General features: G+C 42.9%; 18 protein-coding genes. 8 read left to right on the forward strand and 10 right to left on the reverse strand.

What is annotated here, in order from left to right; genetic code table 11:
• Positions 1-58: 58 nt before the first annotated feature.
• The 4 genes from NQ117_RS07865 to NQ117_RS07880 all read right to left on the reverse strand — a co-directional run bounded on the left by NQ117_RS07865 (position 59) and on the right by NQ117_RS07880 (position 6,433).
• Positions 59-3,154: an efflux RND transporter permease subunit gene (locus NQ117_RS07865; RefSeq protein ID WP_258277418.1), complete on the reverse strand. Its 3,096-nt coding sequence runs from the start codon at positions 3,152-3,154 to the stop codon at positions 59-61.
• Positions 3,155-3,355: 201 nt separating this feature from the next.
• Positions 3,356-4,729, reverse strand: coding sequence for a sensor histidine kinase (locus NQ117_RS07870; protein WP_258277419.1), 1,374 nt, complete (start codon positions 4,727-4,729; stop codon positions 3,356-3,358).
• Positions 4,726-5,406: a response regulator transcription factor gene (locus tag NQ117_RS07875; RefSeq protein ID WP_258277420.1), complete on the reverse strand. Its 681-nt coding sequence runs from the start codon at positions 5,404-5,406 to the stop codon at positions 4,726-4,728. Before NQ117_RS07875 ends, NQ117_RS07870 begins: the two co-directional genes overlap by 4 nt.
• A gap of 169 nt (positions 5,407-5,575) precedes the next feature.
• Positions 5,576-6,433 (reverse strand): LysR family transcriptional regulator, encoded by an 858-nt coding sequence (locus NQ117_RS07880; RefSeq protein WP_258277421.1) that lies wholly within the window; start codon positions 6,431-6,433, stop codon positions 5,576-5,578.
• 130 nt (positions 6,434-6,563) lie between these two features.
• On the opposite strand from NQ117_RS07880, the gene NQ117_RS07885 reads away from it, so the two are divergent.
• Entirely contained in the window at positions 6,564-7,088 is a 525-nt protein-coding gene (locus tag NQ117_RS07885; RefSeq protein ID WP_258277422.1) for a GNAT family N-acetyltransferase, read from the forward strand.
• Positions 7,089-7,472: 384 nt separating this feature from the next.
• Here the strand turns inward: NQ117_RS07885 and NQ117_RS07890 are convergent, their stop codons facing one another.
• The 3 genes from NQ117_RS07890 to NQ117_RS07900 form a co-directional block, all read right to left on the reverse strand.
• On the reverse strand, positions 7,473-8,693 hold the full coding sequence (locus NQ117_RS07890; protein WP_258277423.1) for an MFS transporter: 1,221 nt from the start codon (positions 8,691-8,693) through the stop codon (positions 7,473-7,475).
• Between the two features lie 27 nt (positions 8,694-8,720).
• Positions 8,721-9,536, reverse strand: a complete 816-nt coding sequence (locus tag NQ117_RS07895; RefSeq protein WP_258277424.1) for a MerR family transcriptional regulator — start codon at positions 9,534-9,536, stop codon at positions 8,721-8,723.
• Between the two features lie 302 nt (positions 9,537-9,838).
• Complete coding sequence (locus NQ117_RS07900; RefSeq protein WP_258277425.1) at positions 9,839-10,897, reverse strand: LLM class oxidoreductase; 1,059 nt, start codon at positions 10,895-10,897, stop codon at positions 9,839-9,841.
• A gap of 156 nt (positions 10,898-11,053) precedes the next feature.
• Between NQ117_RS07900 and pdxR the strand changes: the two genes are divergently transcribed.
• The 6 genes from pdxR to NQ117_RS07930 all read left to right on the forward strand — a co-directional run bounded on the left by pdxR (position 11,054) and on the right by NQ117_RS07930 (position 18,395).
• Complete coding sequence (gene pdxR, locus NQ117_RS07905; protein ID WP_258277426.1) at positions 11,054-12,466, forward strand: MocR-like pyridoxine biosynthesis transcription factor PdxR; 1,413 nt, start codon at positions 11,054-11,056, stop codon at positions 12,464-12,466.
• Between the two features lie 215 nt (positions 12,467-12,681).
• Positions 12,682-13,509 (forward strand): lipase family protein, encoded by an 828-nt coding sequence (locus NQ117_RS07910; RefSeq protein ID WP_258277427.1) that lies wholly within the window; start codon positions 12,682-12,684, stop codon positions 13,507-13,509.
• 34 nt (positions 13,510-13,543) lie between these two features.
• On the forward strand, positions 13,544-14,416 hold the full coding sequence (locus NQ117_RS07915; RefSeq protein WP_258277428.1) for a lipase family protein: 873 nt from the start codon (positions 13,544-13,546) through the stop codon (positions 14,414-14,416).
• Between the two features lie 469 nt (positions 14,417-14,885).
• Positions 14,886-16,274: a family 8 glycosyl hydrolase gene (locus NQ117_RS07920; protein WP_258277429.1), complete on the forward strand. Its 1,389-nt coding sequence runs from the start codon at positions 14,886-14,888 to the stop codon at positions 16,272-16,274.
• A 313-nt stretch (positions 16,275-16,587) separates the two neighbouring features.
• On the forward strand, positions 16,588-17,166 hold the full coding sequence (locus NQ117_RS07925) for a TetR/AcrR family transcriptional regulator (RefSeq protein ID WP_258277430.1): 579 nt from the start codon (positions 16,588-16,590) through the stop codon (positions 17,164-17,166).
• Between the two features lie 26 nt (positions 17,167-17,192).
• Entirely contained in the window at positions 17,193-18,395 is a 1,203-nt protein-coding gene (locus tag NQ117_RS07930; protein ID WP_258277431.1) for an MFS transporter, read from the forward strand.
• Positions 18,396-18,475: 80 nt separating this feature from the next.
• On the opposite strand, the gene NQ117_RS07935 is transcribed toward NQ117_RS07930, so the two are convergent.
• Together NQ117_RS07935 and NQ117_RS07940 are read right to left on the reverse strand one after the other, a co-directional pair.
• Entirely contained in the window at positions 18,476-19,105 is a 630-nt protein-coding gene (locus tag NQ117_RS07935; RefSeq protein WP_258277432.1) for a hypothetical protein, read from the reverse strand.
• A gap of 274 nt (positions 19,106-19,379) precedes the next feature.
• On the reverse strand, positions 19,380-19,535 hold the full coding sequence (locus tag NQ117_RS07940; RefSeq protein WP_258277433.1) for a hypothetical protein: 156 nt from the start codon (positions 19,533-19,535) through the stop codon (positions 19,380-19,382).
• A 209-nt stretch (positions 19,536-19,744) separates the two neighbouring features.
• Between NQ117_RS07940 and NQ117_RS07945 the strand changes: the two genes are divergently transcribed.
• The gene (locus NQ117_RS07945) at positions 19,745-20,029 is read left to right on the forward strand and encodes a hypothetical protein (protein ID WP_258277434.1); all 285 of its coding nucleotides are present in this window, start codon (positions 19,745-19,747) and stop codon (positions 20,027-20,029) included.
• Between the two features lie 148 nt (positions 20,030-20,177).
• Here NQ117_RS07945 and NQ117_RS07950 read toward each other — a convergent pair whose 3' ends face one another.
• The gene (locus NQ117_RS07950; RefSeq protein ID WP_258277435.1) at positions 20,178-20,759 is read right to left on the reverse strand and encodes a TetR/AcrR family transcriptional regulator; all 582 of its coding nucleotides are present in this window, start codon (positions 20,757-20,759) and stop codon (positions 20,178-20,180) included.
• Position 20,760 lies beyond the last annotated feature (1 nt).

Raw genomic sequence — 20,760 nt, forward strand, 5'->3', positions numbered from 1 at the left:
TCTCCCTTCTTTACATACGTGTTCACAAGCAGATTTTTTGAATAACCTCTACAAATGATTAACTGATTTCGTGTGCAGTCTCAGAAGACTTGTTCCGTTTGAACAATCGACTCATCCGCACCTTAAATGATTCAATCATCTCATACACAATTGGTACAACAACAAGTGTTAGTATCGTAGATGTAATTAATCCGCCAATGACGACAACCGCGAGCCCCTTCGATATTAATGTGCCGTTCGAAATTCCGAGAGCTAACGGAACCATCGCAGCAATCGTTGCCCCTGCTGTCATAATAATGGGACGCAACCGAACTTTACCGGATTCAATGAGGGCATGCCGAACAAGATAACCTTCTTCCCTCAATTGCTGAGTACGATCAAGCAGGACGATTGCATTCGTCACTACAATTCCGATTAACATCAAGAAGCCAATTAGGGATGTAATATTGATGGATTCATTTGCAACCCACAACCCTAGCAAACCGCCAATAACAGCTAAAGGCAAAGAGAATAGTATGGCAAAAGGAGTACCCGCATTACCGAAGCAGAGCACCATAATAAGATAAACAATGGCTACTGCAGCTCCCATAGCAACAAACATTTGATTGAACCCTTTCATCATGTCCATGCTCACTCCGCGAACCATTGTCGTTACTCCTGTTGGAAGCTCGATTTGATTGAGTGCATCTGTTACTTGCGCACTGATCGCCCCTTTATCTACGGAGTCAATCTTGGCCGTCAACCGTACCATCAGCTTCTGGCTTTCCCGCTGAAGCGCGACTGGCGCTGTGACTTGCTGTAACTTCGCCACTTCGTTCAAATACACAGTGCTTCCATCAGCCACCTTCATCGGCATTTGTCCGAGCTGCTCTAATGAATTTTTGTCTTTAGCAGCAAGTTCAACTGCTGCCCGATAAACCGTGTTATCCAGACGAACATTGCCAAGTTCATATTTAGCAAGCCATTTCCCAACATACATATGAACCGTCGATACTTCCAAGCCAAATCGTTTCGCGTTTGACGGATTCACCGTAATCTGTACCTCCGTCTTTGCATCTCCCAAGCTATCTTTTATTTCCTTTAACACAGGAAATTCCTTCATCCTCGCCTTCATAATTGCGGAAGCCTGTTCCAACACCTGCTGATCCTCCGCATAAATCACATACGTGAAATCGGTGGAAGAATATCCGCTGCCTCCTTTTAAAGATCCAGGCAATACCTCAGATCCTTTCGGAAGCTGTCTTGCGATAAGCTGCGTATATTGCTCCATCACAATTTTAGGATCGACATTCTCACTCGCCTCTGTAATGACCTCAATGGAATACGGAACACGTTCCTCACTTCCCCTGTATCCAACTAATGCTTCCACAAATGTGAATAACGGCTGCTTGTTCTCGTCTGTTGCTTCGTGCAGCAGCGTTTCAATTTGCTCTGCCTGCAGGTTTGTGCTGTCAAAGGGGGTTTCTGTTGGCAATTTGATCGTAAAGTTCATTTGCCGCTCTACCGCATCTTCAGGTAGAAATCCTTGGGGAAGATTAGGAATTGTAAACATAACGGTCAAAATGAGCAGCAGTCCGGAAAATAGCAGAGTCTTAATTCGATGTGTTAAGCTCCAAACTAGCACTCGCTCATACCACTCAACTACTTTGCCCCCTTCATGCTCCTTCACACTCGGCGCCTTAGTACTACGAAGTACCATCAGTTTTGCCATCATCGGTATAATCGTTAAAGAAACGAGCAAGGAAGCAAGCAGTGCACAAGATACCGTAATCGCAAACGGACGAAATAATCCGCCAATGACACCCGTAACAAAGGCAATGGGAAGAAACACACCCACTGTAACAAAAGTAGAAGAGCTAATGGCCATCGCAACCTGCTTAACGGCTAACAAAATAACAGATTCATTTCGTTGCTGTGCTTTTTCCAAGTTGGCATAGATGCTCTCAATCACGACGATACTGTCATCCACGATCCTTCCCACGGCAATAAACATGCCTCCGAGTGACATAATATTTAAGGTGACATTCATACCGTGCATCATAATAAAGGTTAATAGAATGGAGAGCGGTATCGACACAACCACGATTAAGGTCATTCTCAAATTGCGTAAGAAGAGCAAGATCATGAGAGAAGCAAGCACGATGCCTATCATGCCTTCTTTCAGCAGGCCGCTAATGGATGCCCGAACCTCATCCGCGCTGTCATAGATTTTGCTAAAGGACACTTCTGGGTGTACTTTTTCCCAACCGCGGATCAGCTCATTAGCTTCATTGGAGAAATCAACAGCATTAGTGGCAGCCGACTTGTACAAATGAATGCCCACTGCCGGCTTTCCATCCATACGAGCGATAAAGTTAGCCTCATTGACGGCTTGAATTTTTGCGATTTCCTTCAATAACAATGTTGTACCCGTTGGAGAGGTTATCTCTAAGCTCTCTAGGGAAAAAAGACTGTCCAATTCGCCCTGCACTCGAGCAATTTGCGTATTCCCATTAAACTCAACGATTCCAGCCGTACTGTTCGTCATCGCCGATTGCACGGAATCCGTCACCATATTCGGTGTCAAGCCATAGGCTGTCAATGCAGCGGCATCCAACTGAATATCTAGAGACGTACGGCGAGCTCCTATCGTATCGATGTGATCGATCCCGTTGATCGATTCGAAGCCGGACTTGAGCTCTTGCTCATACAATTGATCCAAATCGCTTTGGGACATGGAATCTTTAGTATGAATGGCTAAGTAATAGGCAGGTTCCGATGCGAATCCTAGCGTAGATACTTTGGGTCTGCCTGCCCCTTTTGGCAATTGCACATCTTGGACGAGACTTTCTAGATCTTGCTTCATCTTATCGATCTGAACGTTCTCGTCAAACTGAAGCGTGATCATGGAACTGCCATCGTTGGACGTAGAACTTACCATCGTCAGCCCTTCAACATTCGCAACTTTATCCTCAACCGGCTTCGTGACAAGACTCATCACATCTTGTGGTGAAGCTTGATAAGGAGTTGTAATGAAAATAATCGGTATGGAGATATTAGGCATATTCTCTACCTTCAGCGACGTACCCGAAAATGCCCCCGCTCCTACTACAATTGCAGTTAGTATAATCATGGCTGCTATTTTGTTCATCGAAAATTGAATGAGTGACTTCAAGCGTTAACCCTCCTACCCTATAATCTCTAAAGCTCTACCTATGTATTGGGTTTTTCTTCCTAGTAACTTGAAGTCAGTCTACTACACGATTATGAACATAATGTGACGTAATCATATGTTGAACAGATTTTTTTACGATACTAATAAAAAAAGCCAACGTCTAAGGCGTATCCCCCTTAATCCGTCGACTTTGTTGTCACCTTATGAAATGATATGAGGCAGTGTAACAATTACCGTTATACCTGCGTCTGGATTGCTCTTAAGGACAACGGTTCCCCCATGTAAGGAAACAATTTTTTTGACAATCGCTAATCCTAGACCGTTACCAGACTTAATCTTGTTGTGGGACTTATCCACTTTGTAGAATCTCTCAAATACTTTAACCTGCTCTTCCTCGGGAATACCGATACCCGAGTCTGTGATTCTAACTTCAATCGATCCTATATGTTTGACAATCGTTATCCGAATGTGGCCACCTATCGGTGAAAACTTAATACTATTGCCAATGATATTCATCCATACTTGATTCATCTGATCTTCATCTGCCTTAATCTTGGTCCGGACTAAATCCAACTCCCATTCTATCGATTTATCCGACCATAACGGCTCGATCGCAACAACCACTTGACGCAGCTGCTCATCCAAATCATACATACGCGGAGAAAAAGGATGATGCTGTGACTCCAAAGAGGCTAGCTTTAATAAATTTTCGGTTAGACGCGAGACCCTTTCGCTCTCCTGTTGAATAATGGTTAGATAACGAATTCGCTCCTCTTCTGATAAATGATTTTGCTGAAGAGCCTTAGAGAACCCTGAAATCGAAGTGAGCGGCGATTGAATCTCATGAGACACATTAGAAACAAACGTTTGTCTCATCCCTTCAAGCTGCTGCATCTGACTCGCCATATAATTAAAACTTCTCGCCAGCTGTCCGAGCTCATCCTTTCTGTCGCCCCACTCCAGTTCAATGTCGAACTCTCCCCTGGCCAATTGCTCGGTAGCCGCCTTCATGCCTCGTATCGGTCTCACTAAGTACTTTGCACCAATAATGATGATCACACAGCCGACCAATAAATTAATAATCAGTGCAAAAATAAGCAGCTTCGTCGAAACGGAGGACATAGAGCCTTCAGACGCTTGTATAAATAGCGCATAACGGCTGCCCGCTTCTTCGTAAGGAATTCCGATGACAAGTTCTGACGGGGATACATCACGTCCCCTGTACGTTTCACCATTTAATACAAACCTAACAACTTGATCAGGAATAATAAATAGATCAGATGAATCTCTTCCATTTATCACTCTCATCACTCTGCTGCTGTCGTATAACCTTACATCGTATTTTTCGGCATATCCTTTCTGCTTTAGTAGAGCACCGACTTGCTCAATCCCGTTACTGTGAATCGCCTGCTCAAGGCTGGCAGCATCCTGTGCCAATTCAATTTGAAGATTTTCGATAAACTGATCACCATAAGTTTGGATAACAAACTGAGACAACAAAAATGCACTGATCAAGCCAATAGATACTGCCGTTACATAAGTGAGCACAACCCGAACGTATAGGGATTTGATCATGTCCGCTGTTCCTCTAGTTTATAACCTAGCCCACGTTTGGTCTCAATCGTAAAGGCGCAGTCCAATGCAGCGAATCGATCTCTTAACCGTTTAATATGTACATCTACCGTGCGGTCGTCTCCTTCAAAATAGGCACCCCACACTTGCTCGATAAGATCATTCCGGGTAAATATTTTACCTGGATAGCTTGCCAGCTTATATAGAAGATCGAATTCTCGAAGCGGGAGCGATAACTGTATACTGCCAATGACCGCTTCATATCTATTTTTGTCCAGCAGCACATTGCCCACTTGAACCTTCATGGAGGATTGAATATGATATCTCTTCAAATGAAGTTTCACTCGTGCTACCAGCTCGATGGGGTCAAATGGCTTGACGAGATAGTCATCCGCACCCAAATTAAAGCTTTTAATTTTATGCTCGGTTTCTCCCTTAGCTGTTACCATCAGAATTGGCATTTCATGAAAGTCGTTCCTTAAGGCTCGGCACAAATCCCACCCGTCCATCTGCGGCATCATAATGTCTACGATAACTAGATCCATTTTCTCTTCACTCAATCTCTCGATTGCCTCAACGCCATTATTTGCATGATTGACCTTGAAGCCATCTCTATGCAAATAAAAGCGAATAAGCTCTAGAATATCCGGGTCGTCATCTACAATTAGAATGTTGGCCATTAGTACCTCCCACTATAACCTGGTTCTTCTATAAACCTTACAAACGAAGCTATGTTAATCTATTATATTGAGATGTACCATATTTTGTCTAAATGATATACGACCGTAGAGCAATTTAAGGTCAACAATGGTTTCTAAAACAACACGAAGACTCCGAACAAATCGGATTTCAGTTTGCATCAACCCCGAGCAATTCCAAGGCAAGACGAACCTGGGATTGCTCGCGCTTCTCAGTCAAATAACAGGCGTAGCCCTTGATAACCGGTGACTCGACGGACAACGGAATTTGATAAATCTTGTTCGTCTGAAGATACGGATCAGCTATCGATTTTGGCAAAAAACCGAAAACTGAATTACTCAATAGCATTGTCAGCATTGTAGAAGAATGATCAGTTTGAAGGGCTGGAATAAACCCCGGCTCAACAAGGGAGGCGAACCATTCCGTAAACGGATTACCCCAATCGATGTGGCAATAAGTCTGCGCGGAAAAATCAGGTTCGAGGAGCTCCGTCGATCCATCAGCAGATACAAGAATGATTTCGTCTTCGAACAGCAGCTGTTTCGATATACTTTGATGATCGGGTGGATCCAGCTTGATCGCGAGGCTGACAGTCCCATCCAGCAGCAAATCACGAATCATATAACCTGGGTCGATATAGCTCAAAAATTTGACGGCGACATGCGGGTTTTTGCCTCTAAACTCAAGAATACGATTCAAGTATCGATAATGCCATACGGAACCCGGACCGCTCAACACGATATGTTCCCGATATTGTTCAGACAGTGACAATTTGCTCTCTTGGATAAGCTGGAGCATACGTTCTGCGTAAGGTAAAAAAGCAATACCTGCTCTCGTCAAACTGACAGTCCGATTATCACGATCAAACAGCCGCTTGCCAACGGCTTGCTCCAACGCCCGAATTCTCGCTGTCACAGCGGATTGGGAAATGTGTAGATGTTTGGCGGCGGCGGTAAAATTGAGCGTCTGGCATACCGCCATAAATGCCTCTAAATGAGACTGGTCCATTCGCACCCCTCGATTCGATTTATTTATTACTTCGATACCTAAGATTCGTTATACAAATTATTCTAGTTCAACTATACTTCTGTTACAAGATAGTTAGCAAAGACAACTTGGGTATGGGAGGCCATCAATAATGAAGAATGATATGCTGCTTATTGAACTTACAAACAAGATTGACGATTGTATCGAGGAAGAACTTGCTGACCTTCTCGTACAAGTGGTAGAAGGCGGCGCTTCAATCGGCTTCTTGCCGCCACTTTCACATCGTGAAGCTCAGGATTATTGGGCTGCTGTCTTACATCCAGACGTACGATTATGGATTGCTGTATTGAATGGACGTATAGCAGGTACTGTGCAGCTCCATCTCTGCGGCAAGCCAAACGGGAACCATCGAGCAGAAATTGCAAAATTGATGACAAGCCCGCAGCATAGGAGATCTGGAGTTGGACGTGCACTTATGCACACCGCAGAAGAAGCAGCAGCGATCGATGGCCGCACGCTGCTCGTACTTGATACGCGGGAAGGAGACCCGTCCAATCTGTTGTACCGTTCTATCGGGTATCAAGTGGCGGGCACCATCCCATCCTTTGCAAGATCGGCGAACGGAAGCCTTGATGCGACGGTTCTATATTACAAGCTCCTTGAAGCGAATGTCTGAGAATGGACGAAAACTTTAACTCACTCCATTAGCAGGCGTTAATGCGTTACAAAGGACTATCAACACAATAGCACTAAAAGAAAAAGCCCATAATCATACTTAATTGGAAATTTAGCAGGTTTCCATTTGTGTGATTGGGCTTTTTTTATTATTCCTAAGTACTACACTCTATTGGAGTAGATATAAGCTAGAACCAACACATAATCGGGCTAAAGACCACAGTAATAAAGCCGATGCACAAGATTACATTGAGAAGTGCTAACTTATTGTTCTTGCATAAAAAAGCACACATGAAGCCAAGGTACCCTATTCCTACAAACCCTTGAATTCCCTTCAACAATCTTCTCATCTCTGATATTGATTACGCTTTTCCATGTTTGCTTGTTACGCTCCACTATCGTGGCAGGTGTCCCCTACCAGACTCTTTTTAACATGGATGGACTGCTTTCGGTCCAAACTGTAGCTGATAAAGGTTAGCAATGAGGCAGCGAGCGCGACGATCCCACCGAACCATGAAATATCGATTAATTCCCTCTGCGTAGTGACAATCCCTCCAAGCGTGGAGCCAAGTGCTATTCCGACATTTACGGAGACAGGAGTCAACGATGAAGCCAAATCTTTCGCAGCCGGATAATGTTTATCGGCTAAATCTATGAAATACAACTGCATGGTGGAGTTCATTACATAAACAATAAGAGCTATGAATGATATACTAATTAATCCTGTGACAATCGAATTAGAGAAGACATATAACGACGCAAGGATGGCCGCTTGAATGAGAAACACATACCTGAGCTTGCTAATCCCGTCGCGATTAGCAAGTTTCCCTCCAATTAACGTACTGAACACAGATACAACTCCGTAAAGAAGAAATACAAGGCTAATATGATGTTCTGGAACAAGGAGCACATCTTGCATCAGAGGGGTTAAATAGGTATATACGGTATAGGTCGCTCCAATGCTTAACGCCGGAATAAAGAATGCTATGACAATACGCGAATTGGTTAACAGTCCGATTTGTTTTTTTAATGAGCTTTGCGTCCCCTTTAACCCTTTGGGGATCGTTGCCGAACTTGCGATTAGAGAAATGATTCCTAATAGGGAGGTAAACCAAAAGGCTAACTGCCAACCGCCCCATTGTCCAATATAAGTACCCAGAGGAACTCCGATTACACTAGCGATTGTAAAACCCATAAAGATGATTGAAATGACCGTGCCCCTCTTTTCGGCAGACACGGTTTCGCTGCCAACGGCCATCGCAAGTGCGATCAAAACTCCGGTTACAACAGCTGTAATGAGTCTGGACACAAGGAGCAGCGCATACGAATCGGATAAAGCAGTTATGATATTGCCTGCAATAAATACCGCAATCAAAGAAAGCATTAGAGGGTACTTGGAAAACCGACTGAATAAAGCCGTCAATATCGGTGTACCTATTGCAAAAGATATGGCAAATGCTGATACCAAAGCCCCTGCTGATGAAATAGAAATATGTAAATCGGCTGATACTTCAGCCAAAAGACCGACAATTACAAATTCACTTGTCCCTAGGACGAAGGTCAATAAAAATAAATTTAAAGTCAGAATCTTTTGTTGTTTACTCAAAATGCATCCCCCTTCCATTCAATCTCCTTAGACTCTTTCGACGGCAATCTGGACTTCAGCAACATACGTTTCTGGATCACCTAATTTTTCATGAGGGAGACAAATTTCTCGTCGCGGCTCGTTCTCCTTAATTTGATAACCGTTTCGTTCAATCCATAATGCCAATTCCGTACTCGCTGTACAAGAACTCGCTGTCCGACAAATATGGGTAAGCGTGGCCATCGTCGGAATTTCGGGCAATCGTTTTACCATGAAAAGTGGACTGCTTGGAATTTCGTGCGTTAGCGGACGAGCTACTTCGATATCGATCTCGTCCTCACTATTTTCACAGCCGTGCCAAAGGACTATTTTACTTGAAGAGGACAGACCTAATTTCCCCAAATAATCATCCAACTGTTTAAAAAGTTCAGGGATTCGCCTGTATGAAGTTTTAAGCCGGTAAGAAATTACAAGTTGAGGCTCCATCTCCTTTAAAATGACATCATGGGATGTCTGGTTCTCCCCTTCACGCTCGAGACAGCACAAGCGTTCCTTAATTCGATCAAGCCTTGCTTGCTCCTTATCCAAAATAGATTGAATCTCGGTTTGCTTTAACCGAAACATACCTCTGACTTGTTCGATCGGAACTTGCTCACCCATCATCTGACGAATTTGTTCCAACGAGAAGCCCAGCTCTTTATATGCCAAAATACGATTAAGTTGAAACATTTGGTCAGCCGTATAATACCGATACCCTGTATATTTGTCAGTGTGAGTTGGCTTAAGCAAGTTCAACTGGTCATAGTATCGAAGCGTCTTAATGGATACTTGACTAATTTTCGAAAACTCACTGATTTTAAACATCGATCGATAACCTCCCTTACATGAATATTTCAATCCCTTTGTCTTTTCAAAGTATAACTATCCAGTTAAGGGGAGAGTCAAGCGTGATATTTTTATTCTCTTTCATGCGTCAAATACAATTGTATCTGTAACAAAAAAACACGACCCATTGGATCGTGTTCGAATCGTATATTTTGAGAAACTAAATAGGATATTGACCAGTACCATCGATCGGTAACCATTATAATCACCAGAATAATTCTAAACAGAAATATATATGTAGTCGTTGCCCAATGTGTATCGGTTACGACTGAACCCACACTTTACCACCTAGTAAACAGCGGACTCGGACCAGCATGCGTCGGAAAGTGCGGCAGCACTTCCTCAGCCAGTTCCTGAATCACCTCTGCAGGTGGCCGACTTGAAAATTGGATGCCAAGCGCAGCATGATTGACGCCCGCTGTTCGCCATTCTTCCAAAAGCTGAATCAAGCCTAATCGCCCAGTGCGCAAGACGTATCCTCCGCGAAGCGGTGTTCGAGGATAATGAACATCTTCCACCAGATCAATCCATTCGTTGGTCATATGTGGCTTAAACGTCCCGCCAGGAATTTTTTCGCGCCAAGCATGGATCTTCTGTGCAAGCATCTGGGGACCACTAGCATTTGCCGTCGCTTGTGGATAAGTAAGCCAGCCGTCACTATGCTCTGCAATCCAATCCAAAGATTGCCGACTTGAACCAGTGACAATAAGTGGAATACCACCTGCCGCAGGCTTAGGGAGCAGCTCTACTCCTTTCAAATGCCCAAGCGAAGATTGAATTGCGGGACTTTGCTGATGAATAAGTTCGCGGAAATACTCCACTGTCTCTCGGAAACGCACTTCACGCTGATCCGCATCTAGTCCATACGCTGGGAACTCTACAGGTCGGTCTCCAGAGGCTATCCCTAACACAAGTCGTCCACCTGACAGCACATCAATAGATGACGCAGCCTTCGCCAAATCGATCGGATGGCGAAGTGTAAAGATCGCACTTCCGGTTACTAAGGACACATTTTTCGTCCTAGCAGCAAGATAGGCTAAATAGACAAAGGGATCAAACACCTGTCCTGCATCTCCAAAACTAGGATCGAATAGAGGCACATCCCGAACCCAAACGGATGCAAAATTCGACTGATCGATCTTTTCTACTAAGTCAGCTTGGCCCTGTAGCACATCCATTTGCCCTCTATAGAACGTGAGCGGTAAAAATATACCGATTGTTAATTGATCAGGGGCAAACATGCGCCGGAAACCAGGATGCTCATGAAAGCTTCTCCCACCAGTGCTGGCCGTTGACGTATTTCTATCTGTTTGTTCACTAGACTTTATTTGTTGCTCCAATTGGATCGCCTCCCCAAATGTAAGTGTTCCAGTCCTCTGTTATTGTGCCTTCATTCGCCTGAAACTGCTATAATTGTAATAGCCAACTGCCCCTACAAGTAGTGACAACTCTCAACTATATTATGGGGTCAGTTTGTCCACTTGAGGAGGATACGTATGATCGATTTGACAATTTTGCTAAATGAAAAGTCCGAAGCGCCTTTATACACTCAACTTTATCAATATATAAAGAAAGAAATCATGAGCGGAAAGCTAGCTGCTCAGACACGTCTGCCTTCCATTCGTGCGTTATCTTCCCATCTCTATATTAGCCGAAATACAGTGGATTTGGCCTATCAGCAGTTAATAGCAGAAGGTTATGTTCTCAGCAGACCGAGAAGCGGCTTATATGTTATTGATCTGGTACTTGAAACGTTGCCCTCATCCTATTCAAGTAGTACGAAATGGTTGGAAAACCCTATACAAGACAGACCTGCGATCCAATACGATTTTCGTTATGGTGATGTGGATGCTGAGCATTTTCCATTTTCCACTTGGCGCAAGTTATCCAATCAAAGCTTGCAGCAGAATCAACAAATGTTGTTTTCTTATGGCGATCCTCTCGGAGAACCTGGGCTTCGAATTGAAATTGCTAAATATGTGCACAGCTCTAGAGGAGTAAATGCTTCCCACGATCAGATCATCATTGGTTCTGGCGTTCAGTACTTGCTCGGCATATTAACCGGATTACTTGGAGCTACTGACAACGGCATAGCGATGGAAGAGCCTGGCTATGACGGGGTTCGAACCATTTTTCAACATCACGGTTTACACATCCACCCTATTCCGTTGGATGAAGATGGACTTAATATCCATAAACTATATGAAAGCAAATCACGAGTCGTATACATAACACCATCCCATCAGTTTCCCTATGGGATGGTCATGCCTTTCGCCAAGAGAATGCAGTTGCTGAAATGGGCAGCGGATCAAAATGGCATCATTATCGAGGACGATTACGACAGTGAGTTCAGATATGTAGGTAAACCTATACCTTCCCTGCAGGGCATGGACACTCATCAGCGAACGGTCTATTTGGGAACCTTCTCTAAATGCCTTCTTCCTTCTTTACGTACCGCCTACATGGTTCTACCCCCGGCCTTGCTAGAGCTTCATTATAAGCAAGACTACCGGTTATATGACCAAACCGTGTCTCAGATTCAACAGAAAACACTAGAGTTGTTTATGAGCAATGGGCATTGGGAAGCCCATATTCGCAAAATGCGTAAAATATATCGACAAAAACAAGTTACGCTGATTACTACGATCCAAAAGTTGATGGGTACACAAGCAACAATAATCGGTCAGGATGCAGGACTTCATATTTTATTACGTGTACATAATGGCATGGACGAGCTGGAGCTGATTCAAGCAGCGGAGGAAGAAGGCGTCAAAGTCTATCCTGTCTCTCCTTTTTGGGCGCAACCAGCTCAAGCTGAAAGATCTATGGTACAGATCGGTTTTGGCGGTTTGAGCAACGAGGATATCAGAGAGGGAGTTCATTCTCTTCATCGCGCTTGGTTTAAGTAACGCTAAGCGAAGCCCCCATTTTATAAAAATGAGGGCTTTTCCACTTGTGCGTATTATTTCATGTTGACTAGAGACTAGACAGCGCTAGCTCCTAACTACCGGATTAAATGGCTGCTTAGCTTGATATATAGATGAAAGCCTAGAGCACTTATAAATAGTCATTCATATCATATCCCGTATGCATATTAGCCCTAATGTATAGGGGGAACAAGTAAATGGATGCTTCGGGAACCAAAACTACGATTAATAAAAATGCGATTTTTCTGGCGGCCATGAGCTATCAAGCCTATCTATTATTTCTTACCAACAAACTTGTCCTGCCAAAAGGCTTTAAACTTCGCTCCATTATTCGCGTATTTGCCAATGTAGAAAATCCTAAAGAAGAAATATTCGGCTTTATAGCAGAATCTAAGCAAAAAATCATTATTTCCTTTAGAGGGTATGCCGCTTACCCAGCCGACCTACTTGCAGGATATGACGTACTTCAAGTGCCCTATCCATATGTCAAACATGCAGGAAATACTATGCGTGGATTGACTTGTATGTATCAATCTACGAGGGACAAAATCATCGGAGTACTTAACGAGCTCCCTGCATCCAAGAAACTGTACATTGCGGGTCATAACTATGGTGGAGTCGTTGCGACATTGGCTGCGTTGGATATCGCAGTAAATACGAAGTTTAAAACTCCAAATGTCTATACGTACGGGAGCCTGCGAACTGGAGATCCTGTATTTGCATCCCGATTTAATAAAGTCGTAAAAAACAGCGTGCGTGTCGTAAATGTACATGACGTCAATTCTACGTTCCCAGCGACCTTTTACCCACCGCCATTCACCAAGAACGGATTGAGGTACCAACATGTACAATGCAAATATCCGCTCTACTTCCAACTCAACAGTACATCTCGAAATGATGGAATTGGCTGCTATTTCAAATATCTTAGCAAAAGGAATCCTACTTATGCGAAAGCACTCTGTCGAACGAATCCTGGCTTTTGTCCCGACACAAGTATGTGTGTTCCGTTGCTAAAAACTTGTTAATTTCACTGCCTAGTGTAAGAGAAAGGAGTCAACTATGGGGAACTCAGGGGTGAATCACGATACTACGAATAAAACGGCCATTTTTCTCGCGGCTATAACCTACCAGACGTATGTGCTTGTTCAAGCGAAAAAGATTTTTTTACCAAAAGGTTATACACTGCGCTATGTCATCCAAGCTCTTGGCGGTGTTGAAACGCCGATAAAAGAAGTGTTTGGGTATATTGCGGAATCGAAACATAATATCGTTATGGCTTTTAGAGGTACGGGTTCGTTTCAAGACAATGAATCGGACCAAGATATTTTTCAAGTCCCCTATCCATATGTTCGAAATAGTGGAAAGACTCATCGAGGTTTTACGTGCATTTATAGCTCCGCAAGAAACCATATCATTCGTGTGCTAAAGAAGCTGTCCCCGACCAAACGACTGTATATTACTGGCCACAGCCTAGGAGGATCATTAGCTGTGTTAGCAGGTTTGGATATTGCCGTGAATACGAAGTTTCATAAACCGATTGTGTACACGTATGGCTCCCCTCGTGTTGGCAACCCTACCTTTGCCGCGAAGTACGACAGCGTCGTCAAGAACAGTGTCCGCGTGTTCAACGTCCACGACATTATCCCCTTGATACCGGATAAAGTGTACCCTCCTCCTTTTACAAAGGAAGGACTCTACTATAAACATGTGAACAGAAAATATCCTATATCCTTTCAATTGAACAGTGTAGCAGGGCTTAATCATAGCATTGTCTGTTATTTTAATACCCTCAGTAAAAAGAACCCTGCATACACGAAAGCAATCTGCCAGCCTAATCCTGGTTTTTGCCCCGCTACAGGTGTATGTGTTCCGTTTCTAGGGGGATGTGGATCGACGATAACCAAAGGTCAGTTATATTGTGTAGGATGTTAGTGGAGTCTTCCGCCCCCGCCAAACGAATGTTGAGCGGGGGTTTCTTTTTGCCAGCACCAATTACAAGCAGCCGAGTGTTACTAGCTGCTAATATTCAAAAATCTGTCAATGTTTAAAGATATTTGTTCGAGGAAAAATGAAGCGTAGAGCGAAGATATACATAGAACACAGCGATCTTGGCTATTGGAACTAAGGGCGTGAAAAGGCCGCTGTGAAATCAGCGCCCTAACGAATTCAAACTATTTATCGCCCCCAACTTTAAACCTCACTTCTATCGAGTCTTATCTGTTTTTGCAGGAACAATGCTAACTCCACAATAATTAAAGACATTTCTTCTAATTTATAATTCCTATCAGACTCCAGACCACTCTACCTACTTATGAAGGGGGTGATGAAAAATGAACCATTTGTAAGAGCAAATGCTTCAGACTTTCAAAAATTTGTGCATATTGGAAAGGAGTATACCTCTATGAAGCCGAAAAAATCGTTCATTCTCACGCTCTGTTCTGCCTTACTTATGCAGACGCTAGTGTTCTCTACCATTACTTCTGCAAACCCAGCATCCCCTCAATCTGTAAATGATTCTGTACATGGACAACATGTAACTGAAGAAAATATCGAGACATTTGCTGCTGCCCAACGAGGATTTCCGCAGCATGTAACTTACTCCAATGGCGTTATTAAACCAAGAGTTTCTCAATCACAATTAGATCAAGAGGTTCGCAGACTTTATAATGAATGGAAAGCCAAATACGTAAAAGCTCACCCGTATAAGAGCGGTCGTTATTTCGTCCACTACAATCAAAACGGCGAATCAACGGACGATCCGCTTGACGCTGTAACCGTATCTGAAGCTCACGGCTATGGCATGATAGCGACCGCCTATCTGGCAGGTCATGACGCTGAGGCAAAGAAATTATTTGATGGAATGTACCGTTTTTATCGTGATCACCCGAGTACGAATCACCCCGACTTGATGGCTTGGCAGCAGGTTGATCGCAACGGAGCCATCATTACCAATCCGAACAATGGTGGCAGCTCCGCTACTGACGGAGATATGGACATTGCTTACGCATTGCTGCTCGCAGAGAAGCAGTGGGGCAATAACACAGGCATTAATTACGGGGCACAAGCGAAGAAAATCATTAATGCCATTATGCTCAAAGATGTGAACCACACCTACTATCATTTAAACCTTGGTGACTGGGCGCAAGATTCTGATGTTAAATACGGCCCTGGGACACGCACATCAGACTTTATGTTTCATCATTTAAAGGTATTCCAAACGGCTACAGGAGACTCGCGCTGGAATCAAGTCATTACGACAACCCATGCTGCCAGAGAAAATTTATACTACGGGTATGCTGCCAACACTGGGCTCCTGCCTGATTTCGGCATTCGTAAGGGGCAATATTATGAGCCTGTTAAACCCACAATCCCACCTTTCTTAGAAAACACAGATACAGATGGAATCTACTACTATAACGCTGCACGCATTCCATGGAGAATTGCTACCGACGTCATTTTGACAGGGGATACACGTTCCAAGTTCCACTTGACCACACTTAACAATTGGATTCGCACAGAGGCTCAAAATAACCCTGCTAACATCCATGGCGGCGGTTTTTATCTAAACGGCACGAAATATTTGAACAGTGGAACTTATTATGATCTGACCTTTACAGCGCCATTTGCGGTCAGTGCTATGACCGATACTAACACTGCCAATAAAGAATGGCTTGATAAACTATGGAGCAATATTGTTGCTCAGCCTACAAATCAAGCATCGTACTTCGGCAACACTGTTCGACTACTTAGCGTAATCGTCGTTTCCGGCAACTGGTGGTCACCAAATTAATTCATATCTACGTGCAGTAATTCCCACAAGAAAATCCGTAACGTACAATGATCCAAAATTCTTTCATTTACTTTGAACTAGAATAGCAATAAGCTCGAGAACACCCCCTTGTCGCAAAATTTGACAAGGGGGTGTTCAGTTCGCCTATCACATGCATTACCTCTAGAATTCAACTCTCTGATAATAGAGTTCGCAATATCCTAAATTGGTTCACTCCACTACTTTAAACACCAGAAGCAATTTACATTGTATAAAAAATTTAAATTTGATAAAATAACTGACGAACGTTCGTTAATGTCGAGGTGATTTTCTATTGAAAGCCAAAGAGATAAAAAATGTCGCTTTAAAATTTTTCACCATTCATGGGTATGAGGGCGCATCTCTTTCTCAAATTGCCGAGAAGGTCGGCATGAAAAAGCAATCCCTCTACGCTCATTTCAAAGGGAAAGATGATCTTTTTCTGCAAGTTTTACAAGATGCCAAAGAGACAGAACTCTCATCGAAACTAAAATATTTGAGTACAGTGGATGCCCAAAATCCCAAAGCAGATTTATTAGGATATCTGCAATTGGTCATTGATATGTTTCAACAGAGTGAGCAGTTAAAGTTTTGGCTGCGTATGTCTTTTTTTCCACCTTCCCACCTTGCAGCAGCGATTAATGAGGAAGTAACCGATTCGGAACAAACGATACAAACCGTACTAGAAAGCAAATTTCAAGATTGGATCAATGCCAAAACTATTAAGGAAGACATGGCATTGCTACCTACCCTGGCCTTCTTAGGTGTAGTAGATTCGATTATGCTAGAACTTGCTTATGGACATGACGAACAACGATTAAACGATAAACTAAATGCCTCATGGACCGTATATTGGAGAGGTATTTCACAGTAATGATGTTACAAAGAGAGGTATTTTTTATGATTAAACCATTAAAAGAACAAAAAACAGTCTTACTCATTCTACTAAGTAATATATTCATTGTTTTTCTAGGCGTTGGACTTATCGTCCCTGTTATGCCATCCTTTATGAACATTATGCATCTATCAGGCCAAACGATGGGTTATCTTATGGCAGCCTTTGCGTTTGCACAATTACTCATGTCCCCCCTTGCAGGACGGTGGATTGACACTTTTGGTAGAAAGAAAATGATCGTAATCGGCTTATTCCTCTTCAGTATATCAGAGGTGATCTTTGGATTAGGCACACACGTATCTGTTCTCTATTTTTCTAGAATTCTAGGTGGTATTAGTGGTGCATTTATTATGCCAGGTGTAACTGCCTATGTTGCAGATATTACTTCAATAGAGGAAAGACCCAAAGCAATGGGTTATATTTCTGCCGCTATTAGTCTTGGTTTTATTATTGGCCCAGGTATCGGTGGTTTTGTTGCTGAGCTAGGTGTGCGTGCCCCATTTTATTTTGCTGCTGGCTTCGCCTTAATAGCATGTATTTCATCCATTTTTATTTTAAAAGAGCCACTAACCAAACAAGAGCTTTTGGAAATCAGTCAGCTAAAAAAAGATACCAGCTTTGTCACTGATCTGAAACGATCCCTTCATCCACAATACTTAATTGCTTTTATTATTGTGTTTGTACTAGCTTTTGGGTTATCCGCATACGAAACCGTATTTAGTCTGTTTTCCGATAATAAATTTGGTTACACCCCAAAAGATATTGCTACCATTATTACAATAAGTGCTATCTTCGGGGTTGTCGTTCAGGTCTTTATGTTTGGTAAAATGGTAGAAAAACTCGGTGAAAAGAAGCTCATCCAGATATGCCTACTCGCAGGCATCGTATTGGCGGTAGCATCCACCATGATCTCAGGCTTTTTAGCCATTTTGCTAGTAACTAGCTTCATCTTTCTCGCATTTGACTTGCTGCGACCAGCATTAACAACTTATTTATCAAAAACGGCTGAAAAGGAACAAGGATTCGTCGCTGGGATGAACTCGACCTATACAAGCTTGGGCAATATCGCCGGCCCCGCGCTAGCCGGTATACTATTTGATGTAAACATCAACTATCCGTATCTCTTTGCTGCTGTCATTATGTTTATTGGACTTATCTTTACGATGATGTGGAAAGAAAAACAATCCGCTAGCAGCTTGGTAAAATAATAAGAAGAATCCGCGCCGTTAAACAAAGAGAAACCCGATGTCCTTGAAAAAGACATCGGGTTCTATTGTTCTTCTATTCTTTATTCAATCCCATGCTCTTCACGAATTTTGTACAAGCCATCAAGAAGCAATTCAGCAGGATCTCGGTTTAGAAGAACATGCATGAGCAACAAATCGATTTTAAAAGCACACACATTATTTCCATCTGCTATAGACGGGAATCCTGTTTCAAACACTGGACCGTGCTCCTGATGCCACTCCAAGCCGGCATAAACCTCTTCTGGGGCAAATTCTTCTTTAACTGAAGCCATACATGGTCCAACGATTAGGCGTTCAATAATCGCTTTAGCTTCTTCTTCACTTGCTGGAGGTGTAGGTAGTGGCTTTCCACCTTTCGTTCTCATCATCTCGACAAAAAATGAAGCCATCCAGACGGAAGGATCCGTATCGGCTTGGAACTTCTTAATTAGTTCTTGCAGTAAAAAGCCACATTCATATTTGTCATTCGCATCATCTGTCACGGTAAAGATAAACACAGGCCCGAAAATCTCATGGATCACTGCACGTCCTACCACTTCATCGTAATGAGTTTTCAATGCGGTAACACCATCACGACAAACTACATGAATGAGTTCATTCCATTGCTCTTCCGAAAGTGTTCTTTGTTTGTTGTCATCATTGATTTCGTTATTCCCTGTTTCGTTGCTCATTCTCTTCATCTCCCTTAGAGCATCATATCATTTGATAGTTTGGAGAGTAAAGCTACAGCTGAACTGACGTCAAACTCCATTTAGGATTCAAGAAACCATGTCTCCTATTTGTTAAACGGATGGTGAGCACCTGTAAATATTGTAGGTTATAACCCATACCGACGAGCTGTACAACGAAAAAAACCTCAGCAAAGTTAAACTGAGCTGAGGAAAATAAACCAACTATTTGTGTTTTTTACAATGTTGACTTCAGTAGGAAGATCTCGTCTATGCTTTATTTAATAACTTCAACCTTTTTATCCCCTTTTGTCTTCCCTGCCTCTACCACTGTATTACCTTGGTCAGCAACTATCCCGCCTGTAACCAGCGTAATGACGACTAAGGCTGCGCTGAGTGCTGTGAAAATCTTCTTTCTATTGCGATTGACCATGACCATACCTCCGATATCTATTTTTTGATAAGCGGCGAACGTCAATTCATTTTATTAAAATTACAAGATTCCATTTTTTGTTGGTAAAATTTATCTGGTGACTGTATTATAACGTACTGAAAATGATTGTAAAAGGACTTTTTATTGAACGACCATTCCTCAAATGACGAGTACTAGAAATCAGATAGCTAAGCTTGTTGAATATTCTCGTGAGGTTCATTAAGTTAATTAGAAGCGTATGTTTGCCAAATAAAAAAACGGCATCTCTGCCGTTTATGCTAGTTGTTGGTGGAACCAAGGGGGATCGAACCCCTGACCTCTTCGCTGCCAGCGAAGCGCTCTCCCACCATGGTTGGTTTCACTACCCAATCGTGTTTGATCGTGCCATTGTCACCTATCATATCAGGCTGTCCTGCGAAGCTATGCATCACGTTCAAATTATGCAGGAAGCGCTGATGAAGCGTCAGCTCTTTAATCAGGAAGCTAACGTCTAGCACCATTCAAGACACACATATCCGAGCAAATGGGCTATTTTAAAGCAATACTTTGATCTACATCAAATAAGAGGTGCAGTGTCCACAATAAGGGGGGTTAACCGCTCCATTGGAAGGGAAAAGGCACAAAGTGATCTCCTTTTTCAAATTAATTACCGTTGTTAATGCCCCTGAGTACAAGTTGATGAAACATCTTGTCCACTTCTTTCGCGGAACACGGCTTCTTCTGCTCCATCCACCAAGAGATGAGTGTTATTAGAGTATTCACAGTGAATTCGGTTGCCACCTCTTGCGGGATCATAGCATGGTTATTACTCGACACCAACCCAACTATTTCTTCCCGTGCCAGGTCTGTAACCATACGCCTCATGTGGTAAAGTACTTGTGCTCCACTTTGCTTCCCAATAGTTGCTCTGTAGATCATCTTATGACTCTGTACATGCTGAAGCAACGCCAAGCTGAAACCGAAACGGAAATCTTCGATCGATGTGTCTGATTCGCGCATAGCAAATTGTTCTCTAAGGTACACTTGTAACTGATCGACGTTATCTTTCAGTAATTCCTCTTTATCAGCAAAATGAAAATAGAAAGTAGATCGACCAATATTCGCCCGATCAATCAAGTCTTGGATCGTAACCGCTTCGTACCCCTTTTCGATTAACAAATCCAATAATGCCTCGTTTAGTAACGCCCTCGTTCGCTGAACACGCCTGTCCCCTTGTCGATCCACC

It is taken from the genome of Paenibacillus sp. SC116 (genome assembly GCF_024733555.1).
GTDB lineage: Bacteria > Bacillota > Bacilli > Paenibacillales > Paenibacillaceae > Paenibacillus_B.

Coding starts and splice junctions, on each gene's coding strand:
- NQ117_RS07875 (WP_258277420.1), bottom strand. CDS start 5,406: ATGGCCAACATTCTAATTGTAGATGACGACCCGGATATTCTAGAGCTT.
- NQ117_RS07870 (WP_258277419.1), bottom strand. CDS start 4,729: ATGATCAAATCCCTATACGTTCGGGTTGTGCTCACTTATGTAACGGCA.
- NQ117_RS07940 (WP_258277433.1), bottom strand. CDS start 19,535: ATGGTCAATCGCAATAGAAAGAAGATTTTCACAGCACTCAGCGCAGCC.
- NQ117_RS07920 (WP_258277429.1), top strand. CDS start 14,886: ATGAAGCCGAAAAAATCGTTCATTCTCACGCTCTGTTCTGCCTTACTT.
- NQ117_RS07910 (WP_258277427.1), top strand. CDS start 12,682: ATGGATGCTTCGGGAACCAAAACTACGATTAATAAAAATGCGATTTTT.
- pdxR (WP_258277426.1), top strand. CDS start 11,054: ATGATCGATTTGACAATTTTGCTAAATGAAAAGTCCGAAGCGCCTTTA.
- NQ117_RS07885 (WP_258277422.1), top strand. CDS start 6,564: ATGAAGAATGATATGCTGCTTATTGAACTTACAAACAAGATTGACGAT.
- NQ117_RS07880 (WP_258277421.1), bottom strand. CDS start 6,433: ATGGACCAGTCTCATTTAGAGGCATTTATGGCGGTATGCCAGACGCTC.
- NQ117_RS07930 (WP_258277431.1), top strand. CDS start 17,193: ATGATTAAACCATTAAAAGAACAAAAAACAGTCTTACTCATTCTACTA.
- NQ117_RS07935 (WP_258277432.1), bottom strand. CDS start 19,105: ATGAGCAACGAAACAGGGAATAACGAAATCAATGATGACAACAAACAA.
- NQ117_RS07915 (WP_258277428.1), top strand. CDS start 13,544: ATGGGGAACTCAGGGGTGAATCACGATACTACGAATAAAACGGCCATT.
- NQ117_RS07895 (WP_258277424.1), bottom strand. CDS start 9,536: ATGTTTAAAATCAGTGAGTTTTCGAAAATTAGTCAAGTATCCATTAAG.